Here is a 17,364-nt window from a genome sequence, read left to right on the forward strand (position 1 = left end):
CATGGGCGAAACCGTCAATAGATACCGCAGCATCATCACCCGCCTGACACTGGTAGTGACCGGTATTTTGGTTGCGGCGGTACTGATCGTGGGGAGCATGGCTTTGCTCGGCCAAGACCGGCAACTCCATCAGGCGCTGGGGACCAAAGCAGCTACCCTGGTGCAGTTTATGGCCCAGGTAACTCCCCTCAGCATCCTATCGCTGAACTTTGTTGAATTGAACAACAACGTTAAAAAAGTGGTACTGACCGATGACGAAGCCCTGTATGCGGTCATTCTTAACGGCCAGGGGATTCCACTGGTCTCATTCTTCAAGGATACGGACCCGCTGGTGACCGACGAGGTGCGCGGCCTTGTGAAAGAGCGGAAACCGCTGGCCGCAATTGAGGCGCTGAAACGCATCGACCGGATCCTGGAGGTAACGGCCCCGATCGCCGCGGGCGAGAAGCAGATCGGCTCGGCCACCTTGGGATTTTCAACCGAAAAAATGCGACAGGCGCTCCGGACGCAGATATCGCTCATCGTGGCAGCCCTGGCCATTATCATCGGCTTGAGTATCGCCCTGCTGAGAGTGCTCTTGCAACGGATTCTGCACCCGGTGCAGGCGCTGACCACCGCCGCTACCCAGATCAGTACCGGTGATTTGAATATCGTGCTGACCGGAACGGATCGGACCGATGAACTTGGGGTTCTGTCCAGGACTTTCGAGAGCATGGTGGGCCGGTTGCGCGATCTGATTGCCGGATTGGAGGAGCGGAAGGAAGACCTCAGGCGGATGAACGAACGCCTCTCTTTGGCCACCCAAGCGGCGCAACTGGGGGTTTGGGACTGGGACATACCTAATAACGAACTGGTGTGGGACGACTCGATGTACCGCTTATACGGCCTCCAAATGGGCGACTTCGGTGGCGCTTACGAGGCCTGGGTACGCACTATCCATCCACAGGACAAGGCACTCACGGAAGGGGAGATTCAGGCCGCCCTGCGCGGCGAGCGAGAGTATGCACCCGAATTCCGCATCGTCCGGCCGGATGGCACTATCCGCTGCATCAAGGCGGACTCGCAGACATTCCGGGATGAGGCGGGCAAACCGATGCGCATGATCGGCACCAACTTGGACATCACCGAGCGCAAACAGGCGGAGGAAAAGATCAGCATGCTCAATCAGGAACTGGAACAGCGAGTTGCCGAACGCACCACCCAGCTGGAGGCGTCCAACAGGGAGCTGGAAGCGTTTTGCTACTCAGTGTCCCACGACCTGCGAGCGCCGCTCAGGCATATCGACGGCTACGTAGACCTGCTGGTCTCGCGCTGCCGCGCAGGACTGGACGATAAGGGGCTGCACTATATCGACACCATTGCCGCTTCAGCCCGCCAGATGGGGTGTCTGATCGACGACCTGCTGCTCTTCTCCCGCACCGGGCGCGCCGAGATGCGCCAGGAAGAGATGGACATGAACCAGGCCCTCCAGGATGTGCTGCCCACCTTGCAGGAGAGTTGTGTCGGCCGCACCATCGAATGGGTCATCGAGGAGCTGCCGCCGGTCCGGGGTGACTACGCCCTGCTGCGGCAGGTGTGGGCCAACCTGTTGGGGAATGCCGCCAAATATACCCGGACCCGTGAAACCGCCCGGATAAAGGTCAGCTCCCGTGCAGAAGCAGCTGAAACCATCTTCGTGATCGCGGACAACGGGGTCGGTTTCGACATGCAGTATGCCGGCAAACTCTTCGGCGTCTTCCAGCGCCTGCACTCCCAGGAGGAATTCGAGGGGACCGGCATCGGCCTGGCTACTGTGCAGCGCATCATCACCCGTCATGGGGGCCGGGTCTGGGCCGAGGCCGAGCCGGACCAGGGGGCCACGTTCTATTTCTCGTTGCCATCACCAAAGGAGGCACACCATGCCTGAACTGAAACCGATCCTGCTGGCGGAAGACAATCCCCGGGATGCCGAACTGACCCTGGAGGCCCTGGCCGAAAACAACCTGGTCAACCGGGTCACCCTGGTCCATGACGGCGTGGAGGCGCTGGAGTACCTGCGCTGCCAGGGGAAATTCACCCAGCGCCAGCCGGGCAACCCGGCGGTGGTGATCCTCGACATCAAGATGCCGCGCATGGACGGTATCGATGTGCTGCGGGCCATCCGCTCTGACCCGGCCCTGAAGCTGATCCCGGTGGTGATGCTGACCTCCTCGCGCGAGGAGCATGACCTGGTCCGGAGCTATGAACTGGGAAGCAATGCCTACGTGGTCAAGCCGCTCAAATTCACGGAGTTTGTCGCGGCGGTCAAGCAGGTCGGGGTTTTCTGGGCCATGCTGAACGAACTGCCACAGGGAGTACCCCACCATGAATAACGAATCAGACACAGAGAAACCCTTGCGGATCCTGCACCTGGAAGATTCGCCGCAGGATGCGGAGCTCATCCGGGAACATCTGCTTGACGCCGGTTTTTCACTGCAGCTGGACTGGGCGGCCAACGAGCAGGAATTCACGGCGTATCTCCAGCAGGGGGGCTACGATCTCGTCCTGGCCGACTACCTGCTGCCCGGTTTCGAGGCGCCGGCCGCGCTTGCGCTGACCAAGGCCCTCTGTCCCGGCATTCCGTTCATCTCCGTTTCCGGCGCCGTCGGCGAAGAGAAGGCCGTGGAACTTCTCAAGCTGGGTGCCACGGACTATATCCTCAAGGACCGGCTGGCCAAACTGCCGATGGCGATAGAGCGGGCGCTCAACGAGGTGAGAGAGCACAGGGCGCGCCGAGTGGCGGAGGAGGCACTCAGCGAAAGCGAACGGAGGCTGGAAGAGGCCCAGCACATGGCCTGTATCGGGTACTGGGACCGCAGCTTTGAATCAGGCGACGTCATCCTTTCGGACGAAACCTGCCGCATCTTCGGTCTGCCGCGGCAGGAGACGCGGCCTGACCTGGCCCGATGGCATCAACAGTGGCAGGAGCTGATTCATCCGGAGGATCGCTCAAGGGCGGCCCAAGCGGTCGCTGATGCGCTGCGGGGCGGTCCCCGTTACAACCTGGAATACCGCATAATCCGGCCAAACGGAGAGGTGCGGGTCGTGCACAGCCAGGGAAACGTGGAGCTTGACGCATCCGGTCAACCACGACGCATGTTCGGCATGATGCAGGACATCACGGAACGAAAACGGGCGGAGGATGCGCTGAAGCATCTCAATGAAGAACTCGAGCAGCGTGTGAAGGAACGGACCGCCGAGCTTGAAGAAAAGAACGAGGAACTGGCCAGGATGAACAAGATCTTTGTCGGCCGTGAATTGCGGATGCTGGAGTTGAAGGAGCGGATCAGGGAGCTGGAGGAAGGCCATCAATGAAAACCCGAATGTCAATTGTTGTGATGTTTCTGATGTGCCTGCTGTCATTCGCCGGAAAAGCCAGGGCGACTGAGAGCACTGTGCCTCCGGACGGGGTAACGACAACTGCTGATGAACAGGCCGAACTCCTGTTGTTGTACGAAGAAAAAGACCTGGTCACGGCCACCAAGCGTTCCACCCCGCTGCGCAAGGCCCCGGCCATCGCCACTATCATCACCGCCGACGAGATCAGGAACATGGGGGCGCGCAACCTGCTGGACGTGCTGAAGATGGTGCCGGGGATCGGGATCTCGACCAACGAGTGGGGGATCAACATGGTCGAGGTGCGCGGGATCAGGACGTACATTAACGAAAAGATCCTCGTCATGATCGACGGCCATTCCCTGAACAGAAACATTACCGGCAGTGCCATGTATCAGTTGGCGGATACACTCCCGGTTGAAAACATCAGGCAGATCGAGGTGGTGCGCGGCCCCGGTTCGGCGCTCTACGGCAACAGCGCCTTCGTGGCCACCATCAACGTCATCACCCGCGATGCCGATGATATCGATGCTCTGGAGACAATGGCAGGGGGCGGCAGCTTCGATACCTTCAAGGGAAATCTGGTAGGCGCAGTCAAATATGGCGACAGTCTGACCGCTTCGGGGAGCTTTGACTACTACCGGACCAGAGGTCCCAAGCTGCGTGTGGAGTCCGACGTCCTGAGAAGCACACCCTTTTCCATGGCGCCCGGCACAACGCATCTCGATGTCGAACAGACCGACGCCTTTGTGAAGGTACTTTACGGCGACCTCTCCTTTCGGGGGCACTACCTCGCCTCGCGTAAAGGGATCAACATCGGCATGGCTTATGCCCTCACGGACGAAGATTACAACGATGCGGAGAACTATTGGGGCGAACTGGCCTATGACCTGCGCCTGTCAGACACCCTGGCTGCCCATATAAAACTGTCCTACGACCACTACAGCCAGGAACCGCAGGTCAAGATCTACCCGAACGGATTCGGCGGCAGCTTTCCCCAGGGTATGATCGGCAAGCCTCTGGTAAAAGACAGGACCTTCGGCACTGAGATACAGATCGATTGGATCCCCTTCAAGGGAAACCGGCTGATTGCCGGCCTGGCCTATGAAGAGATGCGCCAGTACGACGTCAGGCAGTTGGGCAACTTCAATCCGCTGACCGGCGCCGATCTCGGTTCGATCCAGGAGGTTGCCAACTGGAACAAGGATGCAAGCCGCCGGATCTGGGCGACCTACCTCCAGGACGAATGGCAACTGCTGGAGAGGCTCAATCTTACAGTCGGGGTGCGTTACGATCACTACAGCGACTTCGGCGACACGATCAATCCGCGCGCGGCACTGGTTTGGAACCTGCTGGACAATGTAGACCTGAAGTTCCTCTACGGCCGCGCCTTCCGTGCCCCCAATTTTCAAGAACTCTACAATATCAACAACCCGGTGGAGGTCGGCAATCCGGCGCTCAAGCCGGAGCGGATCGAGACCTGGGAGGCCGGTGCCAGCTACCGGTTTTCCCGGGCGCTGAACATTGATCTGAACTACTTCCATAGCGTCATCGACGACCTGATCAATAAAGACAATTCCACAGCACCTGCCCTGTATATCAATGCCGGCAGATCCAGAACCCAGGGGGTGGAGGTCGGTCTGGACGGCAGCGCCTTTGCCACCTTGAAGTGGCGCTTGAGCTACACCTGGCAGGATCCGCGCAATGACATTACCGGGCAGCGGCTCCCCTATGTGCCGACCCATCGCGCCACCGGCAGCGTGAATTACGGTCTGACCCGCTGGCTGAACCTGCACAGCGACGTGCACTGGACCGGCCCGAGGCCGCGCGATACAGGCGACATCAGGGCGGAGATGCCGGATTACACCACCGTGGATCTGGCGCTGACGGCCCATGATTTCCTCAAGGGCTTGGAAATACAGCTGGCGGTGCATAACCTGATCGACCAGCGCTATTCCGATCCGGACACCTCCGGGGCTACCCAGAAGATCCCGGGCGATTTCCCCCGCGAAGGGATCTCGACGCAGGCTAATGTGCTGTACAAGTTTTGAAGATGAGGATCAGGAAGCTGGAAGGAGATAGGCCATGAGAGTCCAAACGTCAATTGCGGTGGTGTTGCTGTTGTGCCAGTTGTCAATTGTCGCCCGTGCCGGGGCGGTTGAGAACGCTGCACCTCCAGACCAGGCGGCGATAACCGTTGACGAACAGGCCGAACTGCAGCTTCTGTATGACGAGCAGGCCCTGGTCACCGCCACGAAACACTCTACCCCGCTGCGCAAGGCACCGGCCATCGCCACCATCATAACTGCCAACGAGATCAGGTACATGGGAGCGCGCAATCTGCTGGACGTGCTGCGGATGGTGCCGGGGATCGGGATATCAACCAACGCGTGGGGGGTCAACATGGTCGAGGTACGCGGCATCAGGACGAGCATGAACGACAAGATCCTCGTCATGATCGATGGCCATTCCCTGAACAGGAACATTAACGGCAGCGCCCTGTACCAGCTGGCGGATACGCTCCCGGTGGAGAACATCAGGCAGGTGGAGGTGGTGCGCGGCCCCGGTTCGGCCCTCTACGGCAGCAGCGCCTTCGTGGCCACCATCAACGTCATCACCCGCGATGCCGATGAAATAGACCATCTGGAGACAAAGGTGGGGGGCGGCAGTTTTGACACCTTCCAGGGGAATCTGGTCGGCGTCATCTCCTCAGACGACAAGCTGGCCGCCTCGGGAAGCTTCGACTATGTCCGGACTAACGGCCCCAAACTGCACGTGGAGTCCGACGCCCTGAGAAGCACACCCTGGTCCATGGCGCCCGGCACGGCGCATCTCGATGCCGAACAGACCGATGCCTTCCTGAAGGTGATCTATGGCGACCTCTCCTTTCGAGGTCACTACCTCACCTCGCGTAAAGGGTACTATATCGGCATGGGCAATGCCCTCACGGACGACTCGTACAGCGATAAGGAGAACTACTGGGGGGAACTGGCCTACGACCTGCGCCTCTCCGATACCCTGACCGCCCATATTAAACTATCCTATGACCACTTCAGCCAGGATCCGCGCGTCAAGATATTCCCGAACGGGTTCGGTGGAGGCTTTCCCCAAGGGATGATCGGTAATCCCCAGGTGAAAGACAGGACGTTCGGCACGGAGATTCAGGTCGATTGGATCCCCTTCAAGGGGAACCGGCTGATCGTCGGCCTGGCCTATGAAGACATGCAGCAATACTACGTCAAGCAGATGGCCAACTTCAATCCGCTGACCTACGCCGATATCGGTCCGTTCCAGGAGGTTGCCAACTGGAACAGGGAGACAAGCCGACAGATCTGGGCGACCTATCTGCAGGACGAGTGGCAACTGCTGGAGAGGCTCAACCTGACGGCGGGTGTACGCTACGATCACTACAGCGACTTCGGCGACACGATCAATCCGCGCGCCGCCCTGGTCTGGAACCTGTTTGACGATATGGATCTGAAACTGCTCTATGGCCGGGCCTTCCGGGCCCCCAGCTTCCAGGAACTGTATGACATCAACAATCCGGTAGTGCTCGGCAATCCGGCGCTCAAACCGGAGCGGATCGAGACCTGGGAAGCCGGTGCCAGCTACCGGTTTTCCCGGGCACTGAACATTGACCTGAACTACTTCCATAGCACCATCGACAATCTGATCAATAAGGACAGTTCCATCACACCCGCAGTGGAACGCAATATCGGTAAAGCCGTGACCCAGGGAGTGGAGCTCGGCTTGAGCGGCAAACCCCTTACCACCCTTCAGTGGCGGGTGACCTACACCTGGCAGGATCCGCGCGACGATCTCACCGGACAGCGGCTCCCCTACGTGCCGTCCCACCGTGCCACCGGCAGCCTGAATTACGCCCTGACGAGGTATCTGAATCTGCACAGCGACCTGCGCTGGACCGGCCCGAGGCCGCGCGACACCGGCGACACCAGGCCGGAGATGCCGGATTACACGACCGTGGATTTGGCGCTGACGGCCCATCATTTCCTCAAGGGGCTGGAGCTCCAGGTGGCGGTGTTCAACCTGTTCGACACACGTTATTCCGATCCGGACACATCCGGCGCTGCCAACAAGATTCCCGGAGATTATCCCCGCGAAGGGATCTCGGTGCAGGCGAATCTGCTGTACAAGTTTTGATTCCCCCTACCCTTGCGGGAGGGGGTTAGGGGGTGGGGGAGGTTGCCATGAAACCACAACATTCTCTTCAAACATTTGCCAGAGATTTGCGCAATAACAGCACTGACGCAGAACGTCTGCTATGGCGGTCTTTGAGAAGCAGCCAGCTTGAAGGAGTCAAGTTTCGCAGGCAGCAACCTATTGAGTCATACATCGTTGACTTTGTCTATTTCTCACCCAAAATAATCATAGAACTTGACGGTGGCCAGCATGCGGAAAATCAGCAGTACGACGAACAGAGAGATGCTTGTCTGCGAAGAAAAGGTTTTACGATACTGCGATTCTGAAACAATGAGGTTTTTGAAAACATCGATGGGGTGCTTGAAGTCATCAGGCAGTGTTGCCTTGAAGTGACTTCCCCCACCCCCCAACCCCCTCCCGCGAGGGGAGGGGGCGTTTAAACCCGAGGTTATTGTGCCTAAAACAGCTCACCTCATATCGATCCTGTTCCTGATCCTCGTGACCCTCGGTCTGTTTGTCACACAGACCGAGGCGTCAGAGGTCGTTATTATCGGAGATGCCCAACTCAAGCTGGTTGCGGAGGTCGTTTCCGGCATCAGAAAAACGTTGCGAAGCTCGATCAGCATCTACTCTCCAGCAGAAGTAAAAGGGACTCTCCAACGCGTTGTCAGGAATGAACAGCCCAGAGTCGTGATCGCACTTGGGAGGGAAGCTCTCGGCGAAGCGCAGAATCTGCCTGCCGACATTCCGGTTATATACGGCTTTGTTCTTACCCCCCCCGTCAACAGGGCAAACACAACCGGTATCTACATGGCCACACCGGCCAGGGAATACGCCGAACTTCTAGGCAAGCACCTCCATTCCATCAAGAATGTCGCAATTATCGGCAGCAGCGACCAGTTGCGCATCCTGAACGGAAACGTCCTGCCACGCTGGGACGGGTACAGCGTAAAGAACAGTACCGAATTGATCGACCGACTGAAACAGCTCAACAACAAGGATGCAGTCCTGCTCCTGCCGAATGCCTCTCTCCTGACTCCCGCCGCCATAACAGAAACCTATCTCCTCTCATTCAGAAGGGGCATCCCGCTCCTGGGGATTTCGGAAAAGCAGGTGAGAGACGGCGCATTGCTCGCCCTGGTGGCCGATCTGGGCGAAATGGGGAGGCAGATCGGCGAATATGCAACAATCGTTAACAGCGGCACGGGGATCGAGCACCTCCCCCCCGCGCCGGCCAAAAAATTCGAGCTGTACCTGAACAGGGAGACCGCCAGAAAAATGGGCATCCCGATTCCGGATGGGCTGATGAAAGCGGCCAAGAGGGTCTACCCATGAAAATATCCGTCAAGATCAAAGCGCTCATTTTCCTGATCGCGGTCATTGTCTCCGCCTCGCTCGTTTATACCTTTGAATCCATCAGGACCGAGAAGAGAATCATCCGGCAAGAGATCGTCAAAAGAGCGGAAGCGATTACATCGATGGCGACCAAGAACGGCGAATTGCCGATCCTTTCCGGAAGCCCGCATTTGCTGAAGGATATCGTTTCGTTCCTGAAGGCCAGGTCAGATATCTCCTCCGTCACTTTCTACGACAGCAGAATGAAGGAACTGATCCACGATGGCCCTCCGCACTCCGGACCGCAGTCCGGCCTGACACCGAACGTACCGGTTGCCATCGCCGAGGAAAGAGATTTCTTTGTCTTTTATGCCCCCATCTTTGCAGAAAGGTTGTCGAAAGATACGGATATCATTCATGAGTCCGATAGCGACAAGACTATCAGAGAGCATATCGGCTGGGTCAGGCTGGTTTTTTCCAAAGCCTCCATGCGGGATGCCGAGAAACGGATCGTCGAACGGGGTCTGCTGCTGCTCCTCCTCTTTACCACCAGCAGCAGCATAATTGTCTACTTCCTGGTCACCCTGGCGATCCGGCCGCTCACGAGGATCGTGCATGTAGCCAACGGCATCGCCGAAGGAGACTTCAGCCAGGAGCTGGACAAACAGAGACACGATGAAATCGGAGTACTGGCCAATGCCTTTCAGCGGATGAAAGCTACCATTCAGCAGGTGCTGCATGAAACCGACTCGCTTGTGCTGGCGGTCAAGGAAGGGAGACTTGAAAGCCGCGGCAATGCCGAGCTGTTCGATGGGGAATGGCGCAACCTGGTGAACGGCGTCAACATGCTGACCGATGCCTTTGCCACGGGGGCCAAGGAGTTGCAAGCGGCGAAAGACTCTCTGGAAAAACGCGTTGAAGAGCGGACTCTCCAGTTGGCGCAGGCCAACAGAGAACTGCTGGACGAAATCACCGAACGTAAAAGGGCGGAGGAAGATCTCCACAGGTTGAACGAATCGCTGGAACAACGGGTGAACGAGCGTACCGCCCAACTGGAGGCGTCCAACAGGGAGCTGGAGGCGTTTTGCTACTCCGTGTCCCACGACCTGCGAGCGCCGCTCAGGCATATCGACGGCTACGTAGACCTGCTGGTCTCGCGCTGCCGCGCAGGACTGGACGATAAGGGGCTGCACTATATCGACACCATTGCCGCCTCAGCCCACCAGATGGGGTTTCTGATCGACGACCTGCTGCAGTTCTCCCGCACCGGGCGCGCAGAGATGCGCCAGGAAACCATGGACATGAACCAGGCCCTCCAGGATGTGCTCACCCCCTTGCAGGAGAGTTGCGCCGGCCGCACCATCGAATGGGTCATAGAGGAGCTGCCGCCGGTCAGGGGTGACTACGCCCTGCTGCGGCAGGTGTGGGCCAACCTGTTGGGAAATGCCGCCAAATATACCCGGACCCGGGAGACTGCCCGGATAAAGGTCAGCTCCCGTGCGGGAGCAGATGAAATCATCTTCGTGGTCGCGGACAACGGGGTCGGTTTCGACATGCAGTATGCCGGCAAACTCTTCGGCGTCTTCCAGCGCCTGCACTCCCAGGAGGAATTCGAGGGGACCGGCATCGGCCTGGCTACCGTGCAGCGCATCATCACCCGTCATGGGGGCCGGGTCTGGGCCGAGGCCGAGCCGGACCAGGGGGCCACGTTTTATTTCTCGTTGCCATCACCAAAGGAGGCGCACCATGCCTGAACTGAAACCGATCCTGCTGGCGGAAGACAATCCCCGGGATGCCGAACTGACCCTGGAGGCCCTGGCCGAAAACAACCTGGTCAACCGGGTCACCCTGGTCCACGACGGCGTGGAGGTGCTGGAGTACCTGCGCTGCCAGGGTAAATTCACCCAGCGCCAGCCGGGCAATCCGGCGGTGGTGATCCTCGATATCAAGATGCCGCGCATGGACGGCATCGATGTGCTGCGGGCCATCCGCTCGGATCCGGATCTGAGACTGATCCCAGTGGTGATGCTGACCTCCTCGCGGGAGGAACACGACCTGGTCCGGAGCTATGAACTGGGAAGCAATGCCTACGTGGTCAAGCCGCTCAAATTCACGGAGTTTGTCGAGGCGGTCAAGCAGGTCGGGGTTTTCTGGGCCATGCTGAACGAACTGCCGCAAGGGGTACCCCATCATGAGCAATGACAACGACCGACCGCTGCGGATCCTGCACCTGGAGGATTCGTCACAGGATGCGGAGCTTATCCGGGAACGGCTGATTGACGCCGGTTTTCCTCTGCAACTGGACTGGGCGGCCAACGGACAGGATTTCAGCGCATATCTCCAGCACGGAGAGTACGACCTCGTCCTGGCCGACTACCTGGTTCCCGGTCTCGAGGCCCCGGCGGCGCTGGTACTGACGCGATCCATCTGCCCCAGCCTGCCCTTCATCGTTGTTTCCGGCGCCGTCGGCGAGGAAAAGGCCGTGGAGCTCCTCAAACTGGGCGCCACGGACTATGTGCTCAAGGAGCGGTTGGACAAGCTGCCGCTGGCGATACAGCGGGCGCTCGATGAGGTCAGGGATCAGAGGGCGCGCCGGCGAGCCGAGGAAGAGCTGCGCGTAAGCGAGGCGAAGTACCGTCGCATCGTGGACACTGCCACCGAGGGGATCTGGATGTTCGGACCGGAAATTACGACAACCTTCGTCAACGCCCGGATGACTGAAATACTCGGCTATTCCTTTGATGAGATGAGCGGCAGACCGATGACCGAGTTTATGTTCGAGGAGGACTTGCCCGATCATCTGCAGCGAATAGAGCGCCGACGCCGAGGTATTGGTGAACATTACGAACGCCGGTTCCGCCGTGGCGACGGAGAGACTGTCTGGACTCTTGTCTCCGCAGTCCCCATCTTTGACGATGAAGAGCACTTCCAGGGGTCCTTCGGAATGTTCGCTGACATTACCGAAAGAAAACGGGCCGAGGAAGAGTTGCACCAACTAAAGGACGAGCTCGAACTGCGTATAAAACAGCGGACAGCCGAACTGGAAGAGAAAAACGCGGAACTGGAAAAGCTGAACCGGATCTTCGTCGGACGGGAGTTGCGCATGATGGAGTTGAAGGAGCGGATCAAGGAGCTGGAAACCAGATCCGGTGGAAATGGGGGGCAAAATGCCCGATAATAACAGCCTTGAAAGTCACTTCTACCGTGAAAGCGAGGAACGATACCGCTCACTCATCCAGAAGGTGCGGACCGCCATCGTGCTCCATGACGGCCAGGGGCGCATCCTGGACAGTAATCCCCTGGCTCAGGAACTGCTCGGACTTTCCGCGGAACAGCTTGCAGGCCGAACCCTGATCGACCCGGAATGGCACTTTCTGCGCGAAGACGGTTCCGTTTTACCCGTCGACGAATATCCGGCCAGCCTGGTGCTCTCCAGCCGACAGCCGCTCAGGGATTATGTGAGCGGAATCAGCCGCCTGGGCCGGGATGCTGTCACCTGGGTGCTGGTAAATGCCGAGCCCGAATACGCAGATGACGGGGAGATAACACAGGTTATCGTTTCCTTTGTGGACATCACTGACCGGAAACGGGTGGAGGATGCGCTCTACGAAGCCCAACAGGAGTTTCGCGCCCTGATAGAGAACTCACCGGACATTATCGCGCGCTATGACCGGGACTGTCGGCGCACCTACGTCAATCCGACATACCTCCAGGTAGCCGGGCTTTCCGAGCAGGAATTGCTTGCCACCTCACCCGCAGAACGCTCGCCATTACCCGCAGCTAGTGCGGAACTCGTTCAGAAGCTGTTGCGCAGGGTTTTGGAGAGCGGCGTTGCCGAGTTCATTGACATCATCTGGCCAAATGCCGGCAACATCGATTGCTGGTTCAACATTTATGCCTTCCCGGAATTTGACCGCGAAGGACGGGTTGTGAGCGTGATGACCGTTTCCCGCGACATCACCGTCCGCAAACACACTGAAGATGAGCTCACCCGGATGAGCGAGCGTTTGTTCCTGGCAACCAACGCCGCACAAATCGGGATCTGGGACTGGGATATACCGAAAAACGAACTGGCGTGGGACGACTCCATGTATCGTTTGTACGGCATCCAAAAGGGAGACTTCGGCGGTGCATACGACGCCTGGGCACGTACCATCCATCCCCTGGACAGGGAGCATACGGAAGGGGAGATTCAGGCCGCCCTGCGCGGCGAGCGCCAGTATGGGCCGGAGTTCCGCATCATCCGGCCGGATGGCACGGTCCGCTACATCAAGGCGGACTCGCAGACATTCCGGGATGCGGATGGCAAGCCCCTGCGCATGATCGGCACGAACATTGACATCACCGATCGCAAGCGTGCGGAAGCAGAGCGTCTGGCGCATCTCAAGTTCCTTGAAAACCTGGACCGGGTCAACCGGGCTATTCAGGGGGCAAACGATCTTAATCAGATGATGATCGATACGCTGGAGACAGCGCTCTCGATCTTTGAGTGCGACCGGGCCTGGCTCTTCTATCCCTGCGACCCTGATGCGACGTCATTTCGGGTGCCCATGGAAATTACCCGACCTGAATATCCGGGCGCCGGGATCTTGAATGAGGACGTGCCGATGCCGCCGGACATGGCCCTGAACCTGCGGGAAACCCTGGAATCCGGGGGTCCGGTGACGTTTGGCCTTGGCACGGATAGGCCCGTCAACAAGGTGAGCGCCGAGCAATTCGGCGTTCAGTCCATGATGATGGTCGCGCTGCATCCCAAGTCGGGCAAGCCCTGGGCCTTCGGCCTGCACCAATGCTCCCATCCGCGCGTCTGGACCGCGGAAGAACAGCGTCTTTTTCAGGAGATCAGCAGACGGTTGGCCGATACCTTGACCGGCCTGTTGTCTCACCGCGACCTGCAGGAAAGCGAGGAAGCGCTGAAAAAGCTGAATGAAGAGCTTGAACAGAGGGTCAGGGTACGCACCAGGGAACTTGAACGGAGAAATCATGAGCTGGAAGAGATAAACAAGGCCTTTGTCGGACGTGAGCTGCGGATGGTGGAGTTGAAGGAGCGGATCAGGAAACTGGAACACAATCATGACCAACTGCAAGCGGCCCCTGACAAGAGCGTTTCAATGGAGAGCGGAGGAAATAGGTGAACGTTTTGATCGTTGATGACAATGCCGATGACCGGAGAATCCTGCGCTACACCCTGGAACACCATGGCTGCCAGGTTTGCGAGGCAAAGGATGGTCAGGACGGCTTTGAACGGCTTCATGAGTTCAGGCCGGACCTGATCATCTCCGATGCCCTCATGCCGCGCATGGATGGATTCGAGTTTATGCGCATGGTCAAGATGGACCCTGAACTCCGGACCATCCCCTTTGTCTTTCATTCCGCCGTGTACACTGGCCTGAAGGATAAGGAGCTGGCCCTATCCCTCGGCGCGGATGCCTTTATCGCCAAACCGATGGAGCCGGCAGCCATCTGGGAAGAACTGGCCGCCATCCTGCAGCGACGTGCGGCAGACAGGAAAACGCCAGCTGATGCGACCTTAATGGAAGAGGAAAAGGAGTATCTCAGGAAATACAGCAGCGTTGTGGCAGCCAAGCTTGAAGAAAAGGTCCGTGAACTCGAACAGACCCTTCTGGAACGCAACCAGGCTGAAATGGCCTTACATGAAAGCGAAGAGCAGCGTTACCGGCTCCAGGCAGAACTGACCTGCGCTGCGGAGGTGCAGGCACGGCTCCTGCCGGACAGGTATCCTGATCTGCCTGATTTCGAGTTCGCCGCTCGCTGCCTGCCGGCACGACAGGTGGGCGGCGATTTTTATGACTGGATCGAGGTGGCTCCCGGCATTATCGCCATAACGCTTGGCGATGTCATGGGTAACGGCATGAGTGCGGCCATGCTCATGATGACGACCATGGCCGCCATCCATGCCGCCACACTGCAGAATGGACCTGCTGCGGCCGTGCAGTTGGCCGAGCGTGCCATCAGGTCCAACCTGGAACGCTTCGAAAGCTTCGTGACGCTGTTCCATGCCCATCTGAACATACACACCCGTACACTGACATATGTGGACTGCGGGCATGGCTATGTATTCCTGCGACGCTGCGACGGAAGCGTTGAAGGGCTCGCTCCGCGCGGGCTCCCTCTGGGGATACTGGCCGATGAGCAGTATCAGGAAGGGACTCTGACCTTCGAACCCGGAGATGCCCTGGTCCTGCACAGCGACGGGCTGATCGATGACAGGCCGGAACTGGCGCTCAACAGCCGGATACTGTCCGGCCGGCTGGAGGGAGCAACCAGCGCCCGGGAGATGCTGACCCGGCTTCTGGCCCTGGCGGCGCCCGAGCAGCCTTCCTCCGATGACCTGACGGTTCTGATTATAAGGCTGGCACAGGGGGCTGCGGGGGCGCTGAAGGAGATGTACACCGGAGCGGAGGAAAGAGCGAAATGACCGGATGCACGCTGGCAGGGGAAACGTTGGAAGTACAGTACGCGACATTACGCAGCATCATTGACAGCGCCAACGCTCTGATCTTTTCCGTTGACCGCCACTACCGTTACACAAGTTTCAACAAGGGGCACGCCTCTGTCATGAAAGCGCTCTACGGAGCGGAAATCAAACACGGCCACAGCCTGTATGATTATATGACTGTGGCGGAGGATCGGGAGACATCCCGGCGCAACCTTGACAAGGCATTGGCTGGTGAACAACTTGTGGAAGAGGCCTATTCGGGGGATGAACTTCAATCACGGCAATATTTTCAAGTATCACACAGCCCCATAAAGTCTGACACAGGAGAGATCATCGGTGTTGCGGTAATTGCCCAGAATATGACCGAGCGTAAACAGGCCGAACTGGCGCTCCATGACAGGCAGCAACGGCTATCCGAGGTGACGGTGGAGCTTTCACTGGCCGAGGAGCGGGAACGTCGGCGCATCGCAGCCGAACTCCACGACAATATCGGTCAGGATCTTGTTCTTGCCCGGATCAACCTGGGGATGCTTGCAAAGATACCGATGACGGACAAACAAGCCGGCATTCTCGGCAAGACGCGGGAGATGCTGGGCGACATGATCCAGCGCGTGCGCTCTCTGACCCATGTGATCAGTCCCCCGATTCTGGAGATCGGCGGACTGGCGGCAGCCCTGAAGTGGCTGGGAAAACAGATTGAATCAGATTTCAACCTGCTGGTTACCGTCATGGACGATGCCCGTGATAAACCGTTGACGGAAGAGATCCGCTCCGTGCTCTATTTCGCTGTCCGCGAACTGCTTATTAATATCGCCAAACATGCAAAATCGGACAGTGCACGAGTGGCTGTCTACCGTGAAAACAACAGAGTTCTCATCAGGGTCGAAGACGACGGTATCGGGTTCAAGCCGGCTGCCATTGAGGCAAGCTTCGCCAAAGAGGGGGGAGGCTTCGGCCTTTTCAACATACGGCGCAGGATCACCCATCTTGGTGGAACCTTCGAGGCAGAATCCGTTCCAGGAATCGGAACCCGCGTGACCATCGGGGTGCCGTTGGCGGCTATTCAGCCCGAAGGATGAAAATCCGTATCGCCTAAGCACCTGCATAAACGGGAGGTTTGAAATGCAATTAAGGAAAGACCGGCACCTGCCTATTGACGCAGCTGAACTGCGCCGTCAGGCAGAAGAGCACATACTGGAAGCGGAACCCACTTATGCACAGTTTTACCGGGCACAGGAAGACACACTGAATCTCGTCCATGAACTCCAGGTCACCCAGATCGAGCTGGAGATGCAGAACATGGAGCTCCGCCAGACCAGGGATGATGTGGAGAGTGCGCTGTTGACCTATACCAATATGCGCCCCCCCAAACACCTCACGGCCATAAAGGTTCTGCTGGTCGACGACCATAAAATCTTGCGGGACGGCCTGGCGGCTCTCCTGGGCGATGCCGAAGACATCTACATCGTAGCTGAAGCCTCCGACGGCCGGGAAGCCGTAAAAAAAAGCCAGGAGCATGCACCCGACGTTGTGGTGATGGACCTGTCCCTGCCGGGCATGGGTGGTATTGAGTCGACCCGCCGTATCCTGGAAATCAACCCTGACAGCAGGGTCCTGGTGCTTTCCATGCTGTTGGACAGGAACTGTGTCCTCGAAAGCCTGGAGGCGGGCGCCAAGGGGTATCTCGTGAAAGACTGCGCCTCCGAAGAGCTGGTGGTGGCCATCCGGGCAATCTTCGCAGGAAAGCCATATTTTTGCGCCGGCGCAACGGAAATCATGATCAAGGGGTTCGCTCCCCGAACAGCATCTGCCTCCGGGCAGGTCGTTCCAGCGCTTACCAAGCGGGAACAGGAAGTGCTGAAACTTACCGCCAGGGGATATACCACCAAGGAAACCGCCTTTGAGCTCGGAGTAAGTATCAAGATGATCGAGACCCATCGCAAGCACATCAAGCAAAAGCTCGGACTGAAGAACATTGCGCAGCTCATTACCTACGCCGCGCGCAGCGGCCTGATCTCAATTGATGGAACAAATTTCATCTGAGCTTTGGACGC

General features: G+C 58.3%; 14 protein-coding genes. All 14 read left to right on the forward strand.

Annotated features, from left to right (window positions below):
• The first annotated feature begins 1 nt into the window (after window position 1).
• The 14 genes from ACOCF6_RS08945 to ACOCF6_RS09010 all read left to right on the forward strand — a co-directional run bounded on the left by ACOCF6_RS08945 (window position 2) and on the right by ACOCF6_RS09010 (window position 17,353).
• The gene (locus ACOCF6_RS08945; protein WP_482460038.1) at window positions 2–1,906 is read left to right on the forward strand and encodes a sensor histidine kinase; all 1,905 of its coding nucleotides are present in this window, start codon (window positions 2–4) and stop codon (window positions 1,904–1,906) included.
• Complete coding sequence (locus tag ACOCF6_RS08950) at window positions 1,899–2,351, forward strand: response regulator (RefSeq protein WP_482460039.1); 453 nt, start codon at window positions 1,899–1,901, stop codon at window positions 2,349–2,351. The genes ACOCF6_RS08945 and ACOCF6_RS08950 overlap by 8 nt, the downstream gene beginning before the upstream one ends.
• Complete coding sequence (locus tag ACOCF6_RS08955) at window positions 2,344–3,333, forward strand: PAS domain-containing protein (RefSeq protein WP_482460040.1); 990 nt, start codon at window positions 2,344–2,346, stop codon at window positions 3,331–3,333. Before ACOCF6_RS08950 ends, ACOCF6_RS08955 begins: the two co-directional genes overlap by 8 nt.
• The gene (locus tag ACOCF6_RS08960; RefSeq protein WP_482460041.1) at window positions 3,330–5,405 is read left to right on the forward strand and encodes a TonB-dependent receptor plug domain-containing protein; all 2,076 of its coding nucleotides are present in this window, start codon (window positions 3,330–3,332) and stop codon (window positions 5,403–5,405) included. Before ACOCF6_RS08955 ends, ACOCF6_RS08960 begins: the two co-directional genes overlap by 4 nt.
• Window positions 5,406–5,439: 34 nt before the next feature.
• Window positions 5,440–7,515 (forward strand): TonB-dependent receptor plug domain-containing protein, encoded by a 2,076-nt coding sequence (locus tag ACOCF6_RS08965; protein ID WP_482460042.1) that lies wholly within the window; start codon window positions 5,440–5,442, stop codon window positions 7,513–7,515.
• 47 nt (window positions 7,516–7,562) lie between these two features.
• On the forward strand, window positions 7,563–7,841 hold the full coding sequence (locus ACOCF6_RS08970; RefSeq protein ID WP_482460043.1) for an endonuclease domain-containing protein: 279 nt from the start codon (window positions 7,563–7,565) through the stop codon (window positions 7,839–7,841).
• Window positions 7,842–7,968: 127 nt separating this feature from the next.
• Window positions 7,969–8,850, forward strand: a complete 882-nt coding sequence (locus ACOCF6_RS08975; RefSeq protein WP_482460044.1) for an ABC transporter substrate-binding protein — start codon at window positions 7,969–7,971, stop codon at window positions 8,848–8,850.
• Window positions 8,847–10,604 carry a sensor histidine kinase gene (locus ACOCF6_RS08980; RefSeq protein ID WP_482460045.1) on the forward strand — a complete coding sequence of 586 codons (1,758 nt, stop codon included), beginning with the start codon at window positions 8,847–8,849 and terminating at the stop codon, window positions 10,602–10,604. The genes ACOCF6_RS08975 and ACOCF6_RS08980 overlap by 4 nt, the downstream gene beginning before the upstream one ends.
• Window positions 10,597–11,052, forward strand: coding sequence for a response regulator (locus ACOCF6_RS08985; RefSeq protein WP_482460046.1), 456 nt, complete (start codon window positions 10,597–10,599; stop codon window positions 11,050–11,052). The genes ACOCF6_RS08980 and ACOCF6_RS08985 overlap by 8 nt, the downstream gene beginning before the upstream one ends.
• Window positions 11,042–12,028, forward strand: coding sequence for a PAS domain-containing protein (locus tag ACOCF6_RS08990; protein WP_482460047.1), 987 nt, complete (start codon window positions 11,042–11,044; stop codon window positions 12,026–12,028). Before ACOCF6_RS08985 ends, ACOCF6_RS08990 begins: the two co-directional genes overlap by 11 nt.
• Entirely contained in the window at window positions 12,018–13,985 is a 1,968-nt protein-coding gene (locus tag ACOCF6_RS08995; protein WP_482460048.1) for a PAS domain S-box protein, read from the forward strand. Before ACOCF6_RS08990 ends, ACOCF6_RS08995 begins: the two co-directional genes overlap by 11 nt.
• Complete coding sequence (locus tag ACOCF6_RS09000; protein WP_482460049.1) at window positions 13,982–15,289, forward strand: SpoIIE family protein phosphatase; 1,308 nt, start codon at window positions 13,982–13,984, stop codon at window positions 15,287–15,289. Before ACOCF6_RS08995 ends, ACOCF6_RS09000 begins: the two co-directional genes overlap by 4 nt.
• Window positions 15,286–16,389, forward strand: a complete 1,104-nt coding sequence (locus ACOCF6_RS09005; protein ID WP_482460050.1) for a PAS domain-containing sensor histidine kinase — start codon at window positions 15,286–15,288, stop codon at window positions 16,387–16,389. Before ACOCF6_RS09000 ends, ACOCF6_RS09005 begins: the two co-directional genes overlap by 4 nt.
• Window positions 16,390–16,432: 43 nt before the next feature.
• Entirely contained in the window at window positions 16,433–17,353 is a 921-nt protein-coding gene (locus ACOCF6_RS09010; RefSeq protein ID WP_482460051.1) for a response regulator, read from the forward strand.
• The last annotated feature ends 11 nt before the right edge of the window (window positions 17,354–17,364 follow it).

The organism is Geobacter psychrophilus (assembly GCF_056821595.1).

What these genes read in the sequence shown, in the direction of transcription:
- ACOCF6_RS08985 (WP_482460046.1), top strand. Translation starts at nt 10,597, where the DNA reads ATGCCTGAACTGAAACCGATCCTGCTGGCGGAAGACAATCCCCGGGAT.
- ACOCF6_RS08950 (WP_482460039.1), top strand. Translation starts at nt 1,899, where the DNA reads ATGCCTGAACTGAAACCGATCCTGCTGGCGGAAGACAATCCCCGGGAT.
- ACOCF6_RS08995 (WP_482460048.1), top strand. Translation starts at nt 12,018, where the DNA reads ATGCCCGATAATAACAGCCTTGAAAGTCACTTCTACCGTGAAAGCGAG.
- ACOCF6_RS08980 (WP_482460045.1), top strand. Translation starts at nt 8,847, where the DNA reads ATGAAAATATCCGTCAAGATCAAAGCGCTCATTTTCCTGATCGCGGTC.
- ACOCF6_RS08960 (WP_482460041.1), top strand. Translation starts at nt 3,330, where the DNA reads ATGAAAACCCGAATGTCAATTGTTGTGATGTTTCTGATGTGCCTGCTG.
- ACOCF6_RS08990 (WP_482460047.1), top strand. Translation starts at nt 11,042, where the DNA reads ATGAGCAATGACAACGACCGACCGCTGCGGATCCTGCACCTGGAGGAT.
- ACOCF6_RS08955 (WP_482460040.1), top strand. Translation starts at nt 2,344, where the DNA reads ATGAATAACGAATCAGACACAGAGAAACCCTTGCGGATCCTGCACCTG.
- ACOCF6_RS08970 (WP_482460043.1), top strand. Translation starts at nt 7,563, where the DNA reads ATGAAACCACAACATTCTCTTCAAACATTTGCCAGAGATTTGCGCAAT.
- ACOCF6_RS09005 (WP_482460050.1), top strand. Translation starts at nt 15,286, where the DNA reads ATGACCGGATGCACGCTGGCAGGGGAAACGTTGGAAGTACAGTACGCG.
- ACOCF6_RS08945 (WP_482460038.1), top strand. Translation starts at nt 2, where the DNA reads ATGGGCGAAACCGTCAATAGATACCGCAGCATCATCACCCGCCTGACA.
- ACOCF6_RS08965 (WP_482460042.1), top strand. Translation starts at nt 5,440, where the DNA reads ATGAGAGTCCAAACGTCAATTGCGGTGGTGTTGCTGTTGTGCCAGTTG.
- ACOCF6_RS09010 (WP_482460051.1), top strand. Translation starts at nt 16,433, where the DNA reads ATGCAATTAAGGAAAGACCGGCACCTGCCTATTGACGCAGCTGAACTG.